Source organism: Streptomyces sp. SID5643, assembly GCF_009872555.1.
Classification (GTDB): Bacteria; Actinomycetota; Actinomycetes; order Streptomycetales; family Streptomycetaceae; genus Streptomyces; species Streptomyces iakyrus.
Map to the genome: position 1 here is coordinate 1 of NZ_WWIC01000295.1, position 18,790 is coordinate 18,790.

14 protein-coding genes are annotated in these 18,790 nt (G+C 68.8%); 5 read left to right on the forward strand and 9 right to left on the reverse strand.

Features of this window, described 5'->3' with window-relative positions:
* Positions 1–268: 268 nt before the first annotated feature.
* From GTY56_RS32160 to ngcE, 3 genes are read right to left on the reverse strand one after another with little or no spacing between them, the layout of a single operon-like run.
* A complete protein-coding gene (locus tag GTY56_RS32160; RefSeq protein ID WP_161368794.1) occupies positions 269–1,192 on the reverse strand; it encodes a carbohydrate ABC transporter permease in 924 nt (307 codons plus the stop codon).
* A complete protein-coding gene (locus GTY56_RS32165) occupies positions 1,192–2,118 on the reverse strand; it encodes a carbohydrate ABC transporter permease (RefSeq protein ID WP_161368795.1) in 927 nt (308 codons plus the stop codon). Before GTY56_RS32165 ends, GTY56_RS32160 begins: the two co-directional genes overlap by 1 nt.
* A gap of 43 nt (positions 2,119–2,161) precedes the next feature.
* Positions 2,162–3,616 (reverse strand): N-acetylglucosamine/diacetylchitobiose ABC transporter substrate-binding protein, encoded by a 1,455-nt coding sequence (gene ngcE, locus GTY56_RS32170; protein WP_161368796.1) that lies wholly within the window; start codon positions 3,614–3,616, stop codon positions 2,162–2,164.
* A 392-nt stretch (positions 3,617–4,008) separates the two neighbouring features.
* Here ngcE and GTY56_RS32175 point away from each other — a divergent pair, with 392 nt between their 5' ends.
* The gene (locus GTY56_RS32175; protein WP_202511023.1) at positions 4,009–7,806 is read left to right on the forward strand and encodes a GH92 family glycosyl hydrolase; all 3,798 of its coding nucleotides are present in this window, start codon (positions 4,009–4,011) and stop codon (positions 7,804–7,806) included.
* Between the two features lie 20 nt (positions 7,807–7,826).
* On the forward strand, positions 7,827–9,818 hold the full coding sequence (locus GTY56_RS32180; RefSeq protein ID WP_161368797.1) for an alpha-glucuronidase: 1,992 nt from the start codon (positions 7,827–7,829) through the stop codon (positions 9,816–9,818).
* 211 nt (positions 9,819–10,029) lie between these two features.
* On the opposite strand, the gene GTY56_RS32185 is transcribed toward GTY56_RS32180, so the two are convergent.
* From GTY56_RS32185 to GTY56_RS32200, 4 genes are read right to left on the reverse strand one after another with little or no spacing between them, the layout of a single operon-like run.
* Positions 10,030–10,713 (reverse strand): hypothetical protein, encoded by a 684-nt coding sequence (locus GTY56_RS32185; RefSeq protein WP_161368798.1) that lies wholly within the window; start codon positions 10,711–10,713, stop codon positions 10,030–10,032.
* Positions 10,714–10,750: 37 nt separating this feature from the next.
* The gene (locus GTY56_RS32190) at positions 10,751–12,406 is read right to left on the reverse strand and encodes an extracellular solute-binding protein (protein WP_161368799.1); all 1,656 of its coding nucleotides are present in this window, start codon (positions 12,404–12,406) and stop codon (positions 10,751–10,753) included.
* 43 nt (positions 12,407–12,449) lie between these two features.
* Complete coding sequence (locus tag GTY56_RS32195; protein WP_161368800.1) at positions 12,450–13,322, reverse strand: ABC transporter permease subunit; 873 nt, start codon at positions 13,320–13,322, stop codon at positions 12,450–12,452.
* Positions 13,316–14,308: an ABC transporter permease gene (locus GTY56_RS32200; protein WP_161368801.1), complete on the reverse strand. Its 993-nt coding sequence runs from the start codon at positions 14,306–14,308 to the stop codon at positions 13,316–13,318. The genes GTY56_RS32195 and GTY56_RS32200 overlap by 7 nt, the downstream gene beginning before the upstream one ends.
* 233 nt (positions 14,309–14,541) lie before the next feature.
* Here GTY56_RS32200 and GTY56_RS32205 point away from each other — a divergent pair, with 233 nt between their 5' ends.
* Complete coding sequence (locus GTY56_RS32205; protein ID WP_161368802.1) at positions 14,542–15,540, forward strand: acetylxylan esterase; 999 nt, start codon at positions 14,542–14,544, stop codon at positions 15,538–15,540.
* Positions 15,541–15,651: 111 nt separating this feature from the next.
* Here the strand turns inward: GTY56_RS32205 and GTY56_RS32210 are convergent, their stop codons facing one another.
* Positions 15,652–16,062 (reverse strand): MmpS family transport accessory protein, encoded by a 411-nt coding sequence (locus GTY56_RS32210; RefSeq protein ID WP_161368803.1) that lies wholly within the window; start codon positions 16,060–16,062, stop codon positions 15,652–15,654.
* Positions 16,063–16,183: 121 nt separating this feature from the next.
* A complete protein-coding gene (locus GTY56_RS32215; RefSeq protein ID WP_237525129.1) occupies positions 16,184–16,453 on the reverse strand; it encodes a hypothetical protein in 270 nt (89 codons plus the stop codon).
* Positions 16,454–16,779: 326 nt separating this feature from the next.
* Between GTY56_RS32215 and GTY56_RS32220 the strand changes: the two genes are divergently transcribed.
* Together GTY56_RS32220 and GTY56_RS32225 are read left to right on the forward strand one after the other, a co-directional pair.
* On the forward strand, positions 16,780–17,871 hold the full coding sequence (locus GTY56_RS32220) for a lytic polysaccharide monooxygenase auxiliary activity family 9 protein (protein WP_237525130.1): 1,092 nt from the start codon (positions 16,780–16,782) through the stop codon (positions 17,869–17,871).
* 385 nt (positions 17,872–18,256) lie between these two features.
* The gene (locus GTY56_RS32225) at positions 18,257–18,670 is read left to right on the forward strand and encodes a cytidine deaminase family protein (RefSeq protein ID WP_161368805.1); all 414 of its coding nucleotides are present in this window, start codon (positions 18,257–18,259) and stop codon (positions 18,668–18,670) included.
* Positions 18,671–18,790: the final 120 nt, after the last annotated feature.

Sequence of the window (18,790 nt, forward strand, 5' to 3'; positions counted from 1 at the left end):
GGGGGTGTCCGTCCTCGGAACGGCGCGATGGGCTTGCGTGCCGACTGACTGTTCGTTGACGCGCCAACCGCTGCGGGCGGGCACCCCCCGACACGTCCCCTGCTCGCCGTACGCGGGTGCGGGCGCGCTCTGCCCAGCCGCGGGCATGCGTGCCGCTGAGGGTGGCGCGGGTGGGCGCAGCGCCCCCCGTCGCGCCGGGTCGCGGACCCACCCGCGCTCAGCGGCAACGCCGAGCGTCCGGGAACGCCGGCGTGTGAACCCCCGGCTCCTACTTCAGCGCCCCCGCAGTAAGCCCCTGCACCACCTGCCGCTGGAAGATGATGTACGCCGCCAGCACCGGCAGCATCGCCATGACGAGGCCCGCGAAGAGGCCCGACCAGTCGCCCTTGTAGCCCTGGCTGACCGCCAGCTGGACCAGGCCCTGGGTGAGGACGCGCTTGTCGGGGTCGGTGTTCAGGACCGTCGGCAGCATGTACTGGTTCCACTGCCCGAGGAAGTTGAAGATGCCGACGCTGATCAGGCCGGGCTTCGCCATGGGGAGCATGATCTGGAAGAACGTGCGGCTGTGGGAGGCCCCGTCGACGAACGCCGCCTCGGCGATCGACGTCGGCAGCGTGCGGAAGAACGCCGTCAGGAAGAAGACCGTGAACGGCAGGGAGTAGGCGATGTAGACGAGGATCAGGCCGTGGATGGTGTTCAGCAGGCCCATGTTGTTCACGACGTAGAACAGCGGGACCAGCGCGAGCATGATCGGGAAGCTCATGCCGCCGATGAACAGGTAGTAGATGAACCGGTTCCCCGGGAAGTCGAAGCGGGCCAGGACGTAGGCCGCCATGGAACCGAGGACCAGCGTGCCGATGAGTGAGCCGCCCACCACGAGCACGGTGTTGAGGAAGTAGTCGCTCATGTTGGCCTGGGTCCACGCCCGCGACCAGTTGTCGAAGTGCAGGGAGTCCGGGAGCGACCAGGGGGAGCTGAAGATCGAGCGGTCGTCCTTGAAGGACGTCATGACCGCCCAGAGCAGCGGCATGACCACCATGAACGCCCAGATGACCAGGACCCCGTGGGAGAAGACGTTGAGGACCGTGCCCTCTTTCTTCTCCTTGGGCGGCAGGGCCGGCGGGAGATCCTCCTTGGCCAGGGGTGCGCCGGACTCGGCCGGGAGCGGAGCGGGGGTTTCGGTCGTCTTCATCAGTACTCCAGCCGCTCGCGACGGCCCAGCCGCATCACCACGGCGGCGAAGGCCAGCGTGACGACGAGCAGGGCGACACCGATGGTGGTGGCGTAGGCGGCCTGCCCGTCACGGAACGCCTTCTGGTACACGTACAGGACCATGACGGTGGTCGAGTAGTCGGGACCGCCCGGCCCGGTCGTCATGATCTGCACGACCGCGAACGACTCGGCGCCCAGGGCGAGGATGCCCATGTAGACCCAGCCGGACTGCACCGTGTCCCAGAGGAGGGGCAGGGTGACCCGGAAGAACGTGGTGACGCGGTTCGCGCCGTCCAGGAGCGCGGCCTCGTACATCTCCGCCGGGATCGAGGCCATGCCCGCGGAGAAGAGGACGACGAAGAAGCCGACCGTCGACCAGACGAGGACCGCCATCACCGCCCAGAGGGCCAGATCCGGGTCGCCCAGCCACAGGGGCTGGACGTCGTCCAGGCCGATGCCGCGCAGCAGCGAGTTGAGCGCGCCGCTGTCCGGGTTGTACGCGAACGCGAACAGCAGCGCGACGATGGCGATCGAGAGGACCTGCGGGAAGAAGTAGACGATCTTGTAGAAGGAGGAGCCGCGGACACCGGTGATCACCGGGCCGTTCCTTCTCTTTCTGCCACCCACATTGATCATGAAGGCGAAGAACAGCGCGAGACCGATCGTCACCACCGGCAGCAGGAGGGCGAACAGCAGGCTGTGCTGCAACGACTTCCAGAAGATGTCGTCGTCGAGCATCCGGCTGTAGTTGTCGAAACCGACCATCGTGAATTCGGGGCTCAGGCCCGTCCAGTCCGTGAACGAGTAATAGATGGACTGGATGAACGGCCAGACCACGAAGAGCGCGTACAGTCCCAGGGGCAACGCAAGGAACCCCACGATGAACCGGTACTTGCCGTGCTGCATCGCCACTCCGGTGCCGTGTGCGGAATTTGGTTTTCCGGTGCCGTTACTGGTGCTTGTAGTGCTTGATGGAATCGTCCTTGGCGGTCTCGTCGGCGAAGGCCTGGATTTTCTTGATGGCCTCGGCCGGGGTCAGACGGCCGGCCATCATCTCGCCCAGCCCGGAGACGCCGATCTTCTCCTTCTGCAACTGCACGTACCAGTCCTGCATACGGGGATTCACCACGTTCTCACCGGCCTTGTCCAGGGCCGCGACGCCGGATTTCAGACCGGGGGTGAGGGCGATGCCGTCGGTGCCGCCGTTGTAGGCGGTCAGTGACTTCACCTTGCTGGTGAAGTTCTTCGAGGAAGCCTCGCTGAGCATGATGCGCAGCTGCTCCATGCCTCCGGCGGCGTTCTTCGCCTTGGCCGGGACGATGAAGGGCTCTCCGCCGGAGGCCCAGATGGTGCCGAAGGGCATCTTGTCGGACGCATCGAGGCCGGTGGGCGCGGAAACGGCCAGGTTGAAGTCCTCGGGGATGACGTTGGCCGACTCGTTCTCCACCCAGGAGCCGTTCGGGATGAACAGCGCCTTGCCCTCGGCCCACGCGGTCTGTGACTGGATGTGGTCCAGCCCCGGCGTGCCCTTGAGGACGTAACCCTTCTTGTAGAGCTCGTAGTACGCCTCGAAGCAGGCCTTGACGGCCGGGTGCTTCCAGGCGTTCGGCTCCAGGTTGTCGATGGCGTCGAGGACCTCACGGCCGCCGACCTTGCCGATCATCGGGTAGAGCGAGAAGGGCAGGTAGTACGGGTATTTGCCCGCGTACGTCCAGCCCGCCATGCCCTTCTTCTTGGCCTTCGCGCAGACGGCGAGCATCTGGTCCCAGGTCTCGGGGTACTGCTCGTCGAGCGAGTCCAGGGCCTTCTGCGAGTACCAGACGCCGTAGACCGTGTAGGCGTAGTAGAGGATCCAGACCTTCTCGCCGTCGAACTGGCCCATCTCCACGATGCCGGGGCGCAGCGTGTCGCGGACCTTCTTGGCCGGGTCGTCGTAGGAGGGCGCGTCGAGGAGCGGGGTGAGGTCGGTGAGCTGGTTCTTGCCGACCAGGACGCCCATGTCCATCTGCTCGGCGCCCGAGTTGTCGATGAGGTCCGGCGGCGTGCCCTGGTTGAAGCGGGGCTGGAGGGTGGACTGGATCTTCTGGGTGGCGGAGAACTTCACCGTCGCCTTGGGGAAGTTCTTCTCGTAGATCTTCACGGCGTCCTCGGCGTACTCCTTGCCGAAGCCGCCGTCGAACAGGACGAATTCCATACCGGCCGTGTCGTTGACGGCGAGCGGGTTCTTCGCGGTCTTCTTGCCGGCCTTGGCCTTGTCCCCGCTGCCGTCGCCGCCGCTGCTGGCGCAGGCGGACAGGAAGCTCATGGTGGGGACGGAGATCAGCCCGAGCGCGGCGGACCGTTTGATCAGATCACGGCGGCCGACACCCTCGGTGCCGTGGTTCTCGGCGGAAGTGGATCCCATGCTCAAGTCCTCGCCTTCTCCAGGACTCAGGCGGTGAACCGGATCCTCCCGGCACCGCGATCGGGTCAAGCTGGGTCGTGCAGGAAAGTGCGGGTGGTGACGTGATGGTGACGTGCGTGATGGTGACGTGCGGATCGTGTGAATCGCCGACAGGTATAGTCCACTTCCCGCCGACGGATCAAGATCGAACACAAGGTTGGCCGTGGGTCTTATCCGAGTTGAGACCTCGCGGAAGTATGAGTGACCTGTGGGTGCTCCGCCGGAAATATCCCGGTCACCGCGCCGGAATGCCACAGGCAACACCCTTGACACTCCCCGCCACTTGGGCAACTACTGGTCCTTGCGCATTGATCGTGACAACGTTGTCCACTGCGCAGGGAGGGTACCCGTTGATGCAGCGGAAAGCTCGGCACAGATGGGGTTCGGCGGTCGTGTCGGCGACCGCCTTCGCTTTGGCCCTGAGTTCGCAGGGCGTTGCGGTCGCACTGCCGCAGGCCCCCGATGCACCCGATCGGGGGTTCGCGTCCTCGTTCGAGGCGGACGACCCTGTTCCGGACTGGTCGAACACCGTCGACGCCGGCCCCGACGGGGGCAAGCGCGCCTCGGGCGTGGACGGCGGCTACAGCAGCGGCATACCGGGCAACGTGACCGACCAGGTCACCGATGTCCGGGCCAGTGCCGAGAACACGGGCGGCGGCGAGGTGAAGGAGAACCTCGTCGACGGCGAACCGAGCACCAAGTGGCTCACCTTCGAGCCCACCGGCTGGGCCGAGTTCGACCTGGACGAACCAGTCGGACTGGCGCGTTACGCACTGACGTCGGCCAACGACCACAACGAGCGCGACCCCAAGGACTGGACCCTGAAGGGCTCCGCCGACGGCAAGGACTGGAAGACTCTCGACACCCGCTCGGGCGAATCCTTCTCGGAGCGGTTCCAGACGAAAACGTACGACCTCGCCGAACCCGGCGAGTATCGGCACTTCCGGCTGGACGTCACCGGGAACAACGGCGGCGGCATCCTCCAGCTCGCCGACCTCCAGCTGTCCACGGGCGGCGGCGAAGGGCCGGTCCCGCAGGACATGCTCTCCCTGGTCGACCGCGGCCCGAGCGGCTCACCGACCGCCAAGGCCGGCGCCGGGTTCACGGGCAAGCGGGCGCTGCGCTACGCCGGCCGGCACACCGCCGAGGGGCGGGCGTACTCGTACAACAAGGTCTTCGACGTGAACGTGGCCGTCGGCCGGAACACGCGGCTGGCCTACCGGATCTTCCCCTCGATGGCGGACGGCGACCTCGACTACGACGCCACGCACGTCTCCGTCGACCTCGCCTTCACCGACGGCACCCACCTGAGCGATCTGCGCGCCACCGACCAGCACGGCTTCCCGCTGACCCCGCAGGGGCAGGGCGCGGCGAAGATCCTCTACGTCAACCAGTGGAACAACGTGGCCTCGCGGATCGGGTCGGTCGCGGCCGGGAAGACCGTGGACCGGATCCTGGTGGCGTACGACTCCCCCAAGGGCCCGGCGAAATTCCGGGGCTGGCTGGACGACGTGACGATCGAATCCGTCGCCCCCGAGCGGCCGAAGGCGCATCTGTCGGACTACGCGGTGACGACCCGGGGCACCAACTCCAGCGGCGGCTTCTCACGCGGCAACAACTTCCCGGCGACGGCGGTGCCGCACGGCTTCAACTTCTGGACGCCGGTGACCAACGCGGGCTCGCTGAGCTGGCTGTACGACTACGCGCGGGCCAACAATCGCGACAACCTGCCGACGATCCAGGCGTTCAGCGCGAGTCATGAGCCCAGTCCCTGGATGGGCGACCGGCAGACCTTCCAAGTGATGCCGTCCGTCGCCTCCGGCACTCCGGACCTCGGCCGGGAGGCTCGGGAGCTGGCCTTCCGGCACGAGAACGAGACGGCGCGGCCGTACTACTACGGGGTGCGGTTCGAGAACGGGCTGAAGGCCGAGATGGCGCCGACCGACCACGCGGCGGCGCTGCGCTTCACCTACCCCGGCGACGACGCGAGCGTCCTCTTCGACAACGTGACGGACCAGGCGGGGCTCACGCTCGACAAGGAGAACGGGGTCGTCACCGGCTACTCCGACGTGAAGTCCGGACTGTCGACCGGGGCGACCCGGCTGTTCGTCCACGGCGAGTTCGACAAGCCGGTCACCGAGGGCGACTCCAGCGGCGTCAAGGGCCATCTGCGCTTCAGGACGGACGACCGGACCGTCACCCTGCGCCTGGCCACCTCGCTGATCAGCCTCGACCAGGCCAAGGACAACCTGCGCCAGGAGATCCCGGAGGGCAGGTCCTTCGAGGCGGTGAAGAAGAGCGCCCAGCGGCAGTGGGACCGGCTGCTCGGCAAGGTCGAGGTCGAGGGGGCGACGCCCGACCAGCTGACGACGCTGTACTCCAGCCTGTACCGGCTGTACCTGTACCCGAACTCCGGGTTCGAGAAGGTCGGGGGCCGGTACCAGTACGCCTCGCCCTTCTCCCCCATGCCGAAGCCGGACACCCCGACACACACCGGCGCGAAGATCGTCGACGGCAAGGTGTACGTCAACAACGGCTTCTGGGACACGTACCGGACGACCTGGCCCGCGTACGCGTTCCTGACCCCGTCGCGGGCGGGTGAGCTGGCCGACGGGTTCGTGCAGCAGTTCAAGGACGGCGGCTGGACCTCCCGCTGGTCCTCCCCCGGCTACGCGGACCTCATGACGGGCACCTCCTCGGACGTGGCGTTCGCGGACGCGTACGTCAAGGGCGTCGACTTCGACGCGAAGGCGGCCTACGAGGCGGCCGTGAAGAACGCGACGGTCGTGCCGCCGAACCCGGGCGTCGGCCGCAAGGGCATGGCCACCTCGCCCTTCCTCGGCTACACGAGCACCGAGACGCACGAGGGCCTGTCCTGGGCGCTGGAGGGCTACCTCAACGACTACGGCATCTCCCGCATGGGACGGAAGCTGTACGAGGAGACCGGCGAGCGGCGCTACAAGGAGGAGTCGGAGTACTTCCTGGACCGCGCCCGGGACTACGTGAACCTCTTCGACGCGAAGGCCGGCTTCTTCCAGGGCCGGAACGCCAAGGGCGACTGGCGGGTGGAGTCCGCGACGTACGACCCGCGGGTGTGGGGCCACGACTACACCGAGACCAACGGCTGGGGGTACGCCTTCACCGCGCCGCAGGACAGCCGGGGGCTGGCGAACCTCTACGGCGGCCGCAAGGGCCTCGCCGACAAGCTCGACACGTACCTGGCCACCCCCGAGACGGCCTCGCCCGAGTTCGTCGGCTCCTACGGCGGTGTCATCCACGAGATGACCGAGGCGCGGGACGTGCGCATGGGCATGTACGGGCACTCCAACCAGGTCGCCCACCACGCCCTGTACATGTACGACGCGGCCGGGCAGCCCTGGAAGACGCAGAAGAACGTCCGCGAGGTGCTGTCCCGGCTGTACACCGGCAGCGAGATCGGGCAGGGCTACCACGGCGACGAGGACAACGGCGAGCAGTCGGCCTGGTACCTGTTCTCCGCGCTCGGTTTCTACCCGCTGGTGATGGGCAGCGGAGAGTACGCCATCGGCTCGCCCCTGTTCACGAAGGCGACCGTGCACCTGGAGAACGGACGTGAGCTGGTGGTGAAGGCTCCCCGCAACAGCGCGAGGAACGTCTACGTGCAGGGGGTGAAGGTCAACGGCCGGACCTGGTCGAAGACCTCCCTGCCGCACGCGCTGCTCGCCAAGGGCGGTGTCCTGGAGTTCGACATGGGTCCGCGGCCGTCGTCCTGGGGCACGGGCGCGCACGCCGCGCCCGTGTCGATCACCCGGGACGACGAGGTGCCGACGCCCCGCGCGGACGTGCTGGAGGGCGACGGTGCCCTGTTCGACGACACGTCGGCGACGGACGCGGCGGTGACGTCCGTGGACCTGCCGGTCCGGAAGGGCGCCGAGGCGGTCCAGTACACCCTGACGTCGTCGGCGGACCGGGCGAAGGCACCGGACGGCTGGACGCTCCAGGGATCCTCCGACGGCACGACCTGGCAGACGCTGGACCGGCGCTCCGGTGAATCCTTCGCCTGGGACCGGCAGACCCGTGCGTTCTCGGTGAAGTCACCGGGTACGTACGAGAAGTACCGCCTGGTCCTCGACGGCGAGGCGACCCTGGCGGAGGTCGAACTGCTGGGCTGACGAACTGAGTTGGGGGTCTCGTGCCACGTCCCGTGCCCGTCCTGCCCGAGGGTGTCGACCCGGCCTGGCTGCCGCCTGCCGCCTTCCGGGCGATCGGTGGCCGCCGGACCGTGATCCGCGGGTCGGGTCCGCTGGTGGAGACGGTGCACGGGGAGGTGGCTCAGGCCTGCCGGCGGTTCGGGGGCCGGGTCGGGCGCGACGCCGTACCGGACGGCGCGTACGACCTGGTCCTCGGCCTCGGCACGGACGGTCCGGAGCTCCTCGGCGAGGAGGGGTTCACCTGCGCGCGGGAGGGCGGCACGACGACCGTCACCGCCTCCGGCGGACGCGGACTGCTGTACGGGCTGTTCCATGTCGTACGCCTCGGGGAGGCGGCCTTCACCGGCGAACGCGCGAGGGAGACCCACCGTCCCGCACTGGCCCTGCGGATGCTCGACCACTGGGACAACGTGGCCGTGCACCCGGTCATGGGCCAGGTGGAACGCGGGTACGCCGGCGGTTCGCTGTTCTGGGACGACGGGCGGGCGCGCGGCGACCTGGAGCGGGTGCGGGCCTACGGACGGCTGCTCGCGGCGTGCGGGATCAACGCCGTCGCCGTCAACAACGTCAACGTGCACGCGGCCGAGGCGCGCCTGCTGACCGACCGGATCGGTGAAGTGGCCGACATCGCCGCGGCGTTGCGGCCCTACGGCATCCGCACCCACCTGTCGGTCTCCTTCGCCGCACCGGTCACGCTGGGCGGGCTGCCCACCTCCGATCCGCTGGACGGGGCGGTGCGCGACTGGTGGGCCGGGGCGACGCGGCGGGTGTACGAGGCGATACCCGACTTCGGCGGGTACGTGGTGAAGGCGGACTCGGAGGGGCAGCCGGGGCCGTTCGCGTACGGCCGCAGTCACGCCGAGGGGGCGAACCTGCTGGCGGCGGCGCTGGAGCCGTTCGGCGGCACGGTGCACTGGCGGGCGTTCGTCTACGACCACCGCCAGGACTGGCGGGACCGCACGACCGACCGGGCGCGGGCCGCGTACGACCATTTCGTGCCGCTGGACGGGGAGTTCGCCGCCAACGCCGTGCTCCAGGTGAAGCACGGACCGATGGACTTCCAGGTGCGTGAGCCGGTCTCGCCGCTGATCGGTGCGATGCCGCGGACCGGGCTTGCGGTGGAGTTGCAGGCCACCCAGGAGTACACCGGGCAGCAGCGGCATGTGTGCTGGCTGGGACCGATGTGGAGTGAGGTCCTGCGGTTCCGGCCCGAACACGGCCGGCGGGTCGGCGAGTTGGCCCGGGGCGGGCTCGTCGCTGTGTCGAACGCCGGGGACGACCCGTTCTGGACGGGGCATCCGCTGGCGCAGGCCAACCTGTACACCTTCGGGCGGCTGGCCTGGCGGCCGGACGCCGAGCCGCGCGCGGTGCTCGACGAGTGGATCGGGCTCAGCTTCCCGGACGCACCCCCGCAGTTGGCGGACGGGCTGCACGCCGTGCTCGACGGCTCCTGGCGGACGTACGAGAAGTACACCGCTCCCCTCGGCGTGGGCTTCATGGTGCAGCCGGGGCACCACTACGGGCCGAGTGTGGACGGCTACGAGTACAGCCCGTGGGGCACCTACCACTTCGCCGACCGGGACGGGATCGGCGTCGACCGCAGTGTGCAGAGCGGTACGGGCTTCGCCGGGCAGTACGGCGAGCCGTGGGCCGGACTCTACGCATCGCCGGACACCTGCCCGGACGAGCTGCTGCTGTTCTTCCACCACGTGCCGTACGGGCATGTGCTGACGAGCGGGAAGACCGTGATCCAGCACATCTACGACACGCACTTCGAGGGTGTCGAGGAGGTCGAGGAGGCCCGGTCGGTGTGGGCGTCCCTGGCCGGGCTGGTCGACCCGGCGCGCCATGCGCGGGTGACGGAGCGCTACGAGGAGCAGCTCCGCGGCGCCCGCGAGTGGCGCGACCAGGTCAACAGCTACTTCTTCCGCAAGTCCGGGGTGCCGGACGGGCGGGGGCGGCGGATCCACTGAAGGGCCGCCGCGCCCCGGGGATCGAGGACCAGGGGTTGCCCCCGGTCCGGCCGTTCGCCGGTGAGCGGGTCCGTCGCGGGCCGGTTCGGGGGCGTGGTCGAGGAGGAAGAGCAGGCGGGTGCCGTCGGGGGTGACGCGGGCGGCGGTGGCGACGTACCAGGCCTCGCGAATGCCCATGAGGGCTGGTCGCCGCCGTAGCGGATCTCGTACGTCATGCGGTGAAGTCCTTCCGCGTCTCGGCGATCACCGGGCGGCTGCCGTGCAGCAGGGACAGCAGCAGCGGGGCGGCGAGCAGGGCGGCCACGGCCTCGGTCAGCAGACTTGCCGACGCGGCCGTCAGGACCAGCAGGGAGGCGACGGCGAGGGTGACGCGGCCGTGCCGGAACAGGAAGTAGGCGGCGAGGCGGGCGGTGTCGCGGGCGCGGAAGGCGAAGAGCGAGGTGAGGACGAGGGCGTGCGCGCCCCAGAGGAGACAGCCGGTGCCGGTCGCCGCGAGGAGCAGGGCCCACCAGCGGGGCAGGCCGGTGGCGGAGAAGTGCGTGAGGGTGAAGGCGATGACCGTCAGCCAGACCAGCAGGGGGGTCCAGAGTTTCAGTGCCGGTACGGCGTTGAGCCGCAGCCCGCGCAGGTAGGCGCGGGCCGGGTGCAGTTCGGTGAGGTCGGAGCTGCGGTGGTGGAGGGCGTAGAGCGCCGCGGACAGGGCGGGCCCGAGGGGGAGCAGGCACGGGGCCGCGAGGGGGAGGTTCGCGGGGTCGGGGTCGAGCAGCAGCAGCGCGGCCAGGCCCGGGGAGGCGGTGAGGAGGAGCAGCGCCTCGACCGTCAGCAGGGTGTGGACGAGGGCGGATGCGCGGGAGAGGGGCCCTGTGCCGAAGTCGAGGGCGCGTACGGTGCTCATGCCGCGGCCTTCCGGCAGGGGGCGCCGGGGACGCCGATCACCCGTTCTCCTTCCTGAAGCGCTCGTACGCCTTGTTGTGCAGGTCGACGAGCTGCTGCATGTTCTTCGACTTCAGCTCGGCGAGGTAGGCGTCCCACTGGGACAGCGGGCGCTTGCCGAGGACGAACCGGAGGGTGTTCTGGATGACGGTGTCCTTGAGCGGGGTGTCCCAGAGGGTCGCCTGTTCCTGCTCGAACGACTGGAGCGGGTGGGCGGGGTCGATGGGCAGTTGCTCGCGCCGGGCCATGGCGGCCTGGAACCTCTTCTCGTCCGGGCCGAACATCGAGGAGACGAGTTCCCAGCTGCCGCCGTAGGCGAAGACGCCGTTGTAGAAGCCGTAGTCCTTCTGCATGTCCTTCGGGGCGTCCGGGTCGGAGCCCATGAGGCTGATGCCGGGCTTCGGCCGGTACCGGCTTCCGGAGCGGGTGTAGGTGACGCCCTCGACGCCCCAGCGGGCCAGTCGCTGGCCCTCGTCCGAGTACCAGAGCCAGTCCACGAACTGCATCATGGCGACGAAGCTGTCGCTCTTCAGCGCCTTGCTGGAGATCATCACGCCGTTCTCCAGGCGACTGCCGCCCAGCACCACGGGCCCGGCCGGTCCGAGCGGCACCGGGACCATCTCGATCTTCGCGCCCCGGACCTGCTTCTGAAGGTTGTAGCGGTAGTTCTGCACCAGCTCCTGGGGGTTGGCGCTCATCGCGTAGCACTTCTCGGCGAGCAGCTTCTGCACCGCCTGGTCGTCGGTCTGGCTGAAGCTCTCGGGGTCCATGAGCTTCTCGGCGACGAGTTGGCGCAGGTACTCGACCATCTGGCGGTAGCCGTCCTGCGCGCCGGTGAAGACGTACTGCTGCGCCTTGTGGTCGAAGCTGATGTTGTCGTACGTCCAGCCCGCCCTGACGCCGAAGGCCTGTCCGAGGTAGCTGAACAGGGCGCCGCAGGGAAACGGGGTGTTGGTGCTCCAGCGGTCGGAGAAGGGGTACTTGTCCGGGTACTCCTCCTTGAGCGCCTTGAGGACGTCGTGCACCTCGTCCCAGGTGGTGGGCAGGGTGAGGCCGTGCTTGTCCAGGACGTCCGTACGGAAGGACAGCGAGTAGCCGGCCTTGGCCTTCTCGTGCAGGCCGGGCAGCAGGTAGTACTTGCCGTCGGACTGGCGGATGGAGTCGAGCTCGGGCTCCAGCTTCCACTTGCGCACCTTGTCGCGGAAGTTGGGCATCAGCTTGACGTAGTCGCTGACCGGCAGGACGGCACCCGAGGAGACGAAGGCGACCTCGGAGGGGTGGTACGTCTTCGGGATGAGGAACGGGGCGTCCCCGGCCCCGATGAGGACGCTGCGCTTCTTCTCGTAATCGGCGAGCGGGACGTCCACCGGCTTGAGGGTCACGCCGGTGCGCTCGGTGAGCTCCTTCCAGAACAGCCAGCCGTCCTTCATGGGGTAGACCGGGTTGTTGTTGTGCAGCACCGAGAAGGACAGCGGCTCGGCGGCCTTGAACTGCTGTCCCGCCCGGTAGTTCTTCATGGCGCCGTCCTGCTTCTTCGACAGGTCCTTGCCGTCCCCGCCGTCGTCCCCGCTGCCGCAGCCGGTGACCGTGGCGAGGCCGATGAACCCGGCGGCGGCGAGGATCTGGCGCCGCGAGAGCTGTCCTGCGTTCTGCACGGAGACTCCTTTGTTCCGTAGGCGGGGCGAGGAGGCCGCGGCGTCAGCCCTTGACGGCGCCGAGCATCACGCCCGAGACGAAGTAGCGCTGGACGAACGGGTACACGCAGAGGATCGGCAGGGCGGTGAGCACGATGGTCACGGCCTGGATGTTCGCGCCGACCTGGCTGAGCTGCTCGGTGCCCGCCCCCGCGTTGCCGCCGCCCGTGGCTCCCTGGATGAGGTTGCGCAGGTAGACGGTGACCGGCATCAGATCGGTCCGGTCCATGTAGAGGAACGCACTGAACCAGGAGTTCCAGAAGGACACCGAGTAGAAGAGCACCATCGTCGCCACGACCGCCTTGGACAGCGGCAGGACGATCCTGAGCAGAACGCCGTACGTGCTCAGGCCGTCGATCTGCGCGGCCTCCTCCAGTTCCGTCGGCAGGTTCTCGAAGAAGGCCTTCATCACCAGCAGGTTGAAGACACTGATCGCGTTCGGCAGGGCGATCGCCCAGACGCTGTTCTTCAGGCCGAGGCTGGTGACCAGGATGTAGTTCGGGATCAGGCCGCCGGTGAAGAACATCGTGAACACGGCGATGCCGACGAGCACGCCACGGCCCTTGAGGTGCTTCTTCGACAGCACGTAGGCGTAGCACGTCGTCAGGACCATGGCCACGGCCGTCGCCACGACCGTGTACAGCACGGTGTTGCCGTAGTTCCGCCAGAACATCGAGTCCTGGAACACGATCTCGTACGTGGTGAGGTTGAACCCCTTGGGCAGCAGGGTCACTTCACCGGCCCGGATCTGCCGCTCCCCGCTGAAGGAGCGCGCGAGGATGTTGGCGAAGGGATACAGGGTCACCAGCACGACGAGGGTGAGGACCACCCCGTTGACGCCCTGGAACACCCGGTAGGAACGGCTCGGCTTCACCACAGGCTCGTCCCCACCGTGCGACGCGAGAGCTGGTTGGCGGACGTGATGAGGACCAGGCCGATGACCGCCTCGAACAGTCCGATGGCGGCTGCGTAGCTGAAGCTGTTGGACTCCACACCGGCCCGGTAGACGTACGTCGAGATCACGTCGGCGGTCGGATACGTCAGCGGGTTGTACAGCAGCAGGACCTTCTCGAAGCCGACCGCCATGAACGTGCCGATGTTGAGGATCAGCAGCGTGACCATGGTGGGCCGGATACCGGGCAGGGTGACGTGCCATATCTGCTGCCAGCGGTTGGCGCCGTCGATCCGCGCCGCCTCGTACAGGTCCTCGTCGATCGTGGTGAGCGCGGCGAGGTAGAGGATCGTGCCCCAGCCGGCGGTCTGCCAGATCTCCGAGCCGACGTAGATCGTGCGGAACCACTCGGGTTCCTGGATGAAGCGGACCGGCTCGTGGCCGAACCAGCCGAGGACGTGGTTGACGGGGCCGTCGCTGGCCAGCATCTGCAGGGTGATGCCCGCGACGATCACGATCGACAGGAAGTGCGGCAGGTACGACACCGACTGCACGAACCGCTTCAGGGAGCGCCGGCGCACCTCGTTCAGCAGCAGCGCCAGCACGATCGGGACCGGGAAGCAGAACACCAGCGTGAGCCCGCCGATCCACAGGGTGTTGCGGAACACCTGCCAGAAGGTGGGGTCGTTGAGGAACATCTGCACATACCGCAGCCCCACCCACTCCTCGCCGAAGATCGACCCCCCGGGCTCGAAGCGCCGGAAGGCGATCACGTTGCCGATCATCGGCAGATAGCGGAAGACCAGGAAGAACAGCAGCGGCAGGATCGCCAGCGAGTACAACTGCCAGTCACGGCGCAGCGCCCGCCGCCAGCCGGTCCGGGCGGGCGTCCGTCTGCCGCGGCGGGGTGCGGCCCGGGCCGGAGGCGGGTCCTGGGTGCCCGGCGGGGCCGGTGTGGTGGACGTGCTCATTGCTCGGGCCTCCCGTGGGCATGGGACGCGGAACCGAAACTTTCGAGCTTCTACCGGTAACTTCGCGGCAACCTATGGGCCTCAGAAAGCGCTGTCAATGGGTGCTGCGGGACTCGGACGGGACGCCTGAGGCGCGTTGGAACACCGTCGATGCTGGGTAGACCCCTCAGGCCGACCACCCCTTGGACCATCGCAAGTTTCAGGATGACCACCGACTCCTGCGAGGTGCCGCCGTGCCCGCGTTCGACCTGCCCCTGACGGAACTGGAGCACCACCGCCCGGACATCGAGGAGCCGGCCGACTTCGCCGCCTTCTGGACGAGCACACTGAAGGAGGCCGGACAGACGGACGCCCTGGTGTCGGTGCGGCCGGTGGAGACGGGACTGCGGCTGACGCGGACCTGGGACGTGACGTTCCGGGGTTTCGCGGGCGACCCGGTGCGGGCATGGTTCAGCCTGCCTGCCGGGGCCGGCGAACTGCTGCCGGCCGTCGTCGAATTCGCCGGGTACGGGCGCGGCCGGGGGCTCCCTCATGAACGCCTGACCTGGGTCAACGCCGGGTACGCGCATCTGCTCATGGACAACCGCGGCCAGGGCGACCAGTACGGGTGCGGCGGTGACACGCCCGATCCCCACGCCGCCGCGCCGGGCGGGCCCGGGCCGGTGGTACGCGGGCTGCTCTCCGCCGCGGACTACCACTACCGTCGCCTGATCACGGACGCGGTGCGGGCGGTCGCGGCGGTGCGGGAACTGCCCGGCGTCGATCCGGGGCGGACCGTGGCGGTCGGCAACAGCCAGGGCGGAGGGGTGGCCCTCGCGGTGGCGGGGCTCGTCCCGGACCTCGCGGCCGTACTCGTCACCGCACCGCTCCTGTGCGGCATCCGCCGCGCCCTCGACCTCACCGACGCGGGCCCGTACGGCGAGATCGCCGCGTACCTGTCCGTCCACCGGGGCGCCGAACACGCCGCGTATCGCACCCTGTCCTACGTCGAGGGCGTCTCCTTCGCCCGCCGCGCACAGGCTCCGGCTCATTTCGGGGTGGGCCTGCGGGACACGGTGTGCCCGCCGAGCGGGACGTACGCCGCCTTCAACCGGTACGCCGAGCTGACGGGGGCGGACCCGCGCAAGGAGATCCACGCATACCCGTTCAACGGGCACGAGGGGGGTGACGCGGTGCAGGTGCGGCGTCAACTGGACTGGCTGGAGACGGCGTTGGGCGACCGACACCGGTGACGGCCACAGGCGGCCGGAAGGCGGCGCGGACGCCACCGACGGCACCGGTCCGGCCGGCACACAGGGAAGGCGCAGCCCGCAGGCTGCGCCTTCCCGTCGGTCCTGTTGGGTTCAGCCCGTGATCGGGGACTCCGCGGTGCAGCCACCCGCGGCCACCAGGCCGTCGGCGCTCTGCTCCTCAAGCACCTTGCCCTTGTGGATGATCTTGCAGGTGAGCTGGGAACCCTCGGGGTCCGCGGCGACCGGCATCACCGCCGCGGGCATGATGCCGCGCAGCGTGACCGTCTTCTTCCACGGCAGCCCGGGCTTGGACACCGACTCGACCTTCGGCTCCATGGCCTTGCCGCCGCCGCCGTGGAATTCGATCGAGTCGATGTTCTTGCCCGTGACCTCGTAGGTGACCTCGTAGGTCTCGTCCACGGCCTTGTCGACCTGGTCGACCGCCTCGGAGCAGGAGCTGAGGCCGAACGCGAGACCGGTGACTGCGACGGAGCAGACGGCTGCGCGGATGGTGCGGTTCAAAGGATCCCCCGGATCTTGATGGTGGGCCCCGCAGCCAACCGCAAAGGGAAAGCCGAGTCAACTTCCGCTGTGCGGCGACCTCGCGGGCCGGGCAGGGAGGCTGAGGCCTCGTCGCTCCGGCCTACTCCGGCGCCTCGATCCAGTGAAGGCATTCGGAGTAGTCGAAGTTCCATTTCAGGCACAGCTGCATCCTGACCACCGACTTCCGGTCCCTGAACTCGGTGACGATCCTGTCGCCTTCGACCCGCGAGACCCCGACCTTCTCACTGAAGTCGATCTTCATCTCGTTCTCCAGCGCGAGGCTGGACAAGGCGTACTTGCCCTGCGCCTCGGGGTACCTGCGGAAGACCTCCCTGATCGCCTCGTGGAACTCGACGTCCTCAGTCGGCATGCATGTCATGACCGCCTCCTGCTCTCCGATGTCCGGGCGCTTATCCGCAGTCTGCGAGCAGCACGACGGAAGCGCGCGCCGTCCGTCACCCGAACGGCCACTCCCGCCGTTCCGGCCGCCGCACCGCCCAGCGGCACGGGGCTCGCGTCAACGCGCTTGCGCGGGGGCCGTTTACATCTGGACCACTTGACGCTAACTTCCGCAACAGGCGGGGTGGGAGCGCTCCCATATCGGTGGACCGGAACCCGCCCTTGAGTGGCTCCCACCCCGCGCACCGGCGTACGCACATCCGCAGGTCCGTACCCCCACGAACAGACGGTGCTGTCATGATCCTGACAAGCAAGCCGGGAGGATCCACCATGTCCCGCTTATCACTCCCCGCCCGGGCCAGAGCCCTCTTCCTCGTGCTGCTCTCCCTCCTCGTCACCGTCCCGGCCATCGGCCTGGTCATGACGGCCGGGGGCGAGGCGGAGGCGCACGGCACACCCATGAAGCCCGGCAGCCGCACGTTCCTGTGCTGGCAGGACGGGCTGACCGACACCGGTGAGATCAAGCCGGTGAACCCCGCGTGCCGGGGTGCGCAGCAGGTCAGCGGCACCACGCCGTTCTACAACTGGTTCTCGGTGCTGCGCTCCGACGGCGCAGGCCGCACCAAGGGCTTCGTGCCGGACGGCGAGCTGTGCAGCGGCGGCAACACCAACTTCGCCGGGTTCAACACGCCCAGCAAGGACTGGCCGCTCACCCACCTCACCTCGGGCGCGACGGTCGACTTCTCGTACAACGCCTGGGCGGCGCACCCGGGCTGGTTCCACGTCTACATCACCAAGGACGGCTTCGACCCGACGAAGACGCTCACCTGGAACGACATGGAGGCCCAGCCCTTCCTCTCGGTCGACCACCCGCCGCTGAACGGCTCCCCGGGCACGGTCGAGGCCAACTACTCCTGGAAGGGCAAGCTCCCCGACAACAAGTCGGGCCGCCACATCATCTACATGGTCTGGCAGCGCTCCGACAGCCAGGAGACCTTCTACTCCTGCTCCGACGTCGTCTTCGACGGCGGCAACGGCGAGGTGACCGGCATCAAGCAGCCGGGCACCCCGACCGAGCCGGTGCCCGGCACCTGCACGGCCACCCGCAAGACCACGGGCACCTGGAACGGCGGCTACCAGTCCGAGGTGACCGTCACCAACACCGGCACGGTCCCGATGCTCGGCTGGATGGTCGACTGGAGGCTCCCGGCGGGCCAGAAGGTCGAGAGCCTGTGGAGCGGCAGCGCGACCTACAACGGCCAGGCGGTGATGGTCCACAACACCGCCTGGAACGGCTCCCTGGCCCCGGGCAAGAGTGCGACCTTCGGGTACGTCGCCTCCGGACCCGGCGGTGACAGTACGAGCAGCTTGCCCTGCCGGGTGGGCTGAGGGGTCGGATGGGGCGGGCCCGGTGAGTACCAAGTCGTGATCACCGGGCCCGTCGGCCCGCGCGGAGGCCGCCGAAGCGATCGTGGCCGACAGCCTCTCCCCGCCCTGACCGTGAAGAAGGACACCCGGTTCGGCGACTGGGCCGCGGCCGACTGCGCCGATGCGCCTGTGCTCCGGCCGGCACCTCCGGGCTGAACCGCTGCGGGGCCCGTTCACCGCCCCGCGCCGCATCGCGCCGGGCGGGACGGACCATGCCGGCCCACGGGAGCAGGGCAGGAGGCCTCACCGCCGGGTCGTCCGGCGGAGCGAGGACATGCGCGATATTCGCTTGCGCGCCCTCGTCACCCGGGCCAACGTCGCCTGACATCCGACGAAGGCAGAGAAGATGACCGCGCAGGCCCACCCCATCGACCACGGACTCCTCCAGGCCGCCACGCACGTGGCTCGCACACGTTGCCGGGGCGACAGCCACACCATGGCCGCTGCGGCCCGCGCCCAGGACGGCAGGGTCATCACCGCGGTCAACGCCTACCACTTCACCGGGGGACCGTGCGCGGAGCTGGTCCTCATCGGCGCGGCAGCCGCCCAGGGCGCCTACGAGCTGGACACGATCGTCGCCGTGGGCGACCGCGAACGAGGGGTCGCCCCCCCGTGCGGCCGCTGCCGTCAGGTCCTCCTCGACTACTTCCCCGCCCTCAAGGTCATCGTCGGCGAAGGCGACCACGTCCGGACCGTCCTCATCACCGACCTGCTGCCCGAGAGCTATGTCTGGGCCGATCACCAGCTCGACGCCGGGTAGTCACACCCGGCACGCGCCGCGCGTGTGTGATCGGCACCGCCGGGCCTGCTCACCCAACCGGTCCGCTCGCCCCATATGTCGCTGTTATCCAGGTGTGCGATTCTGTTGTGAGGGTGCCCT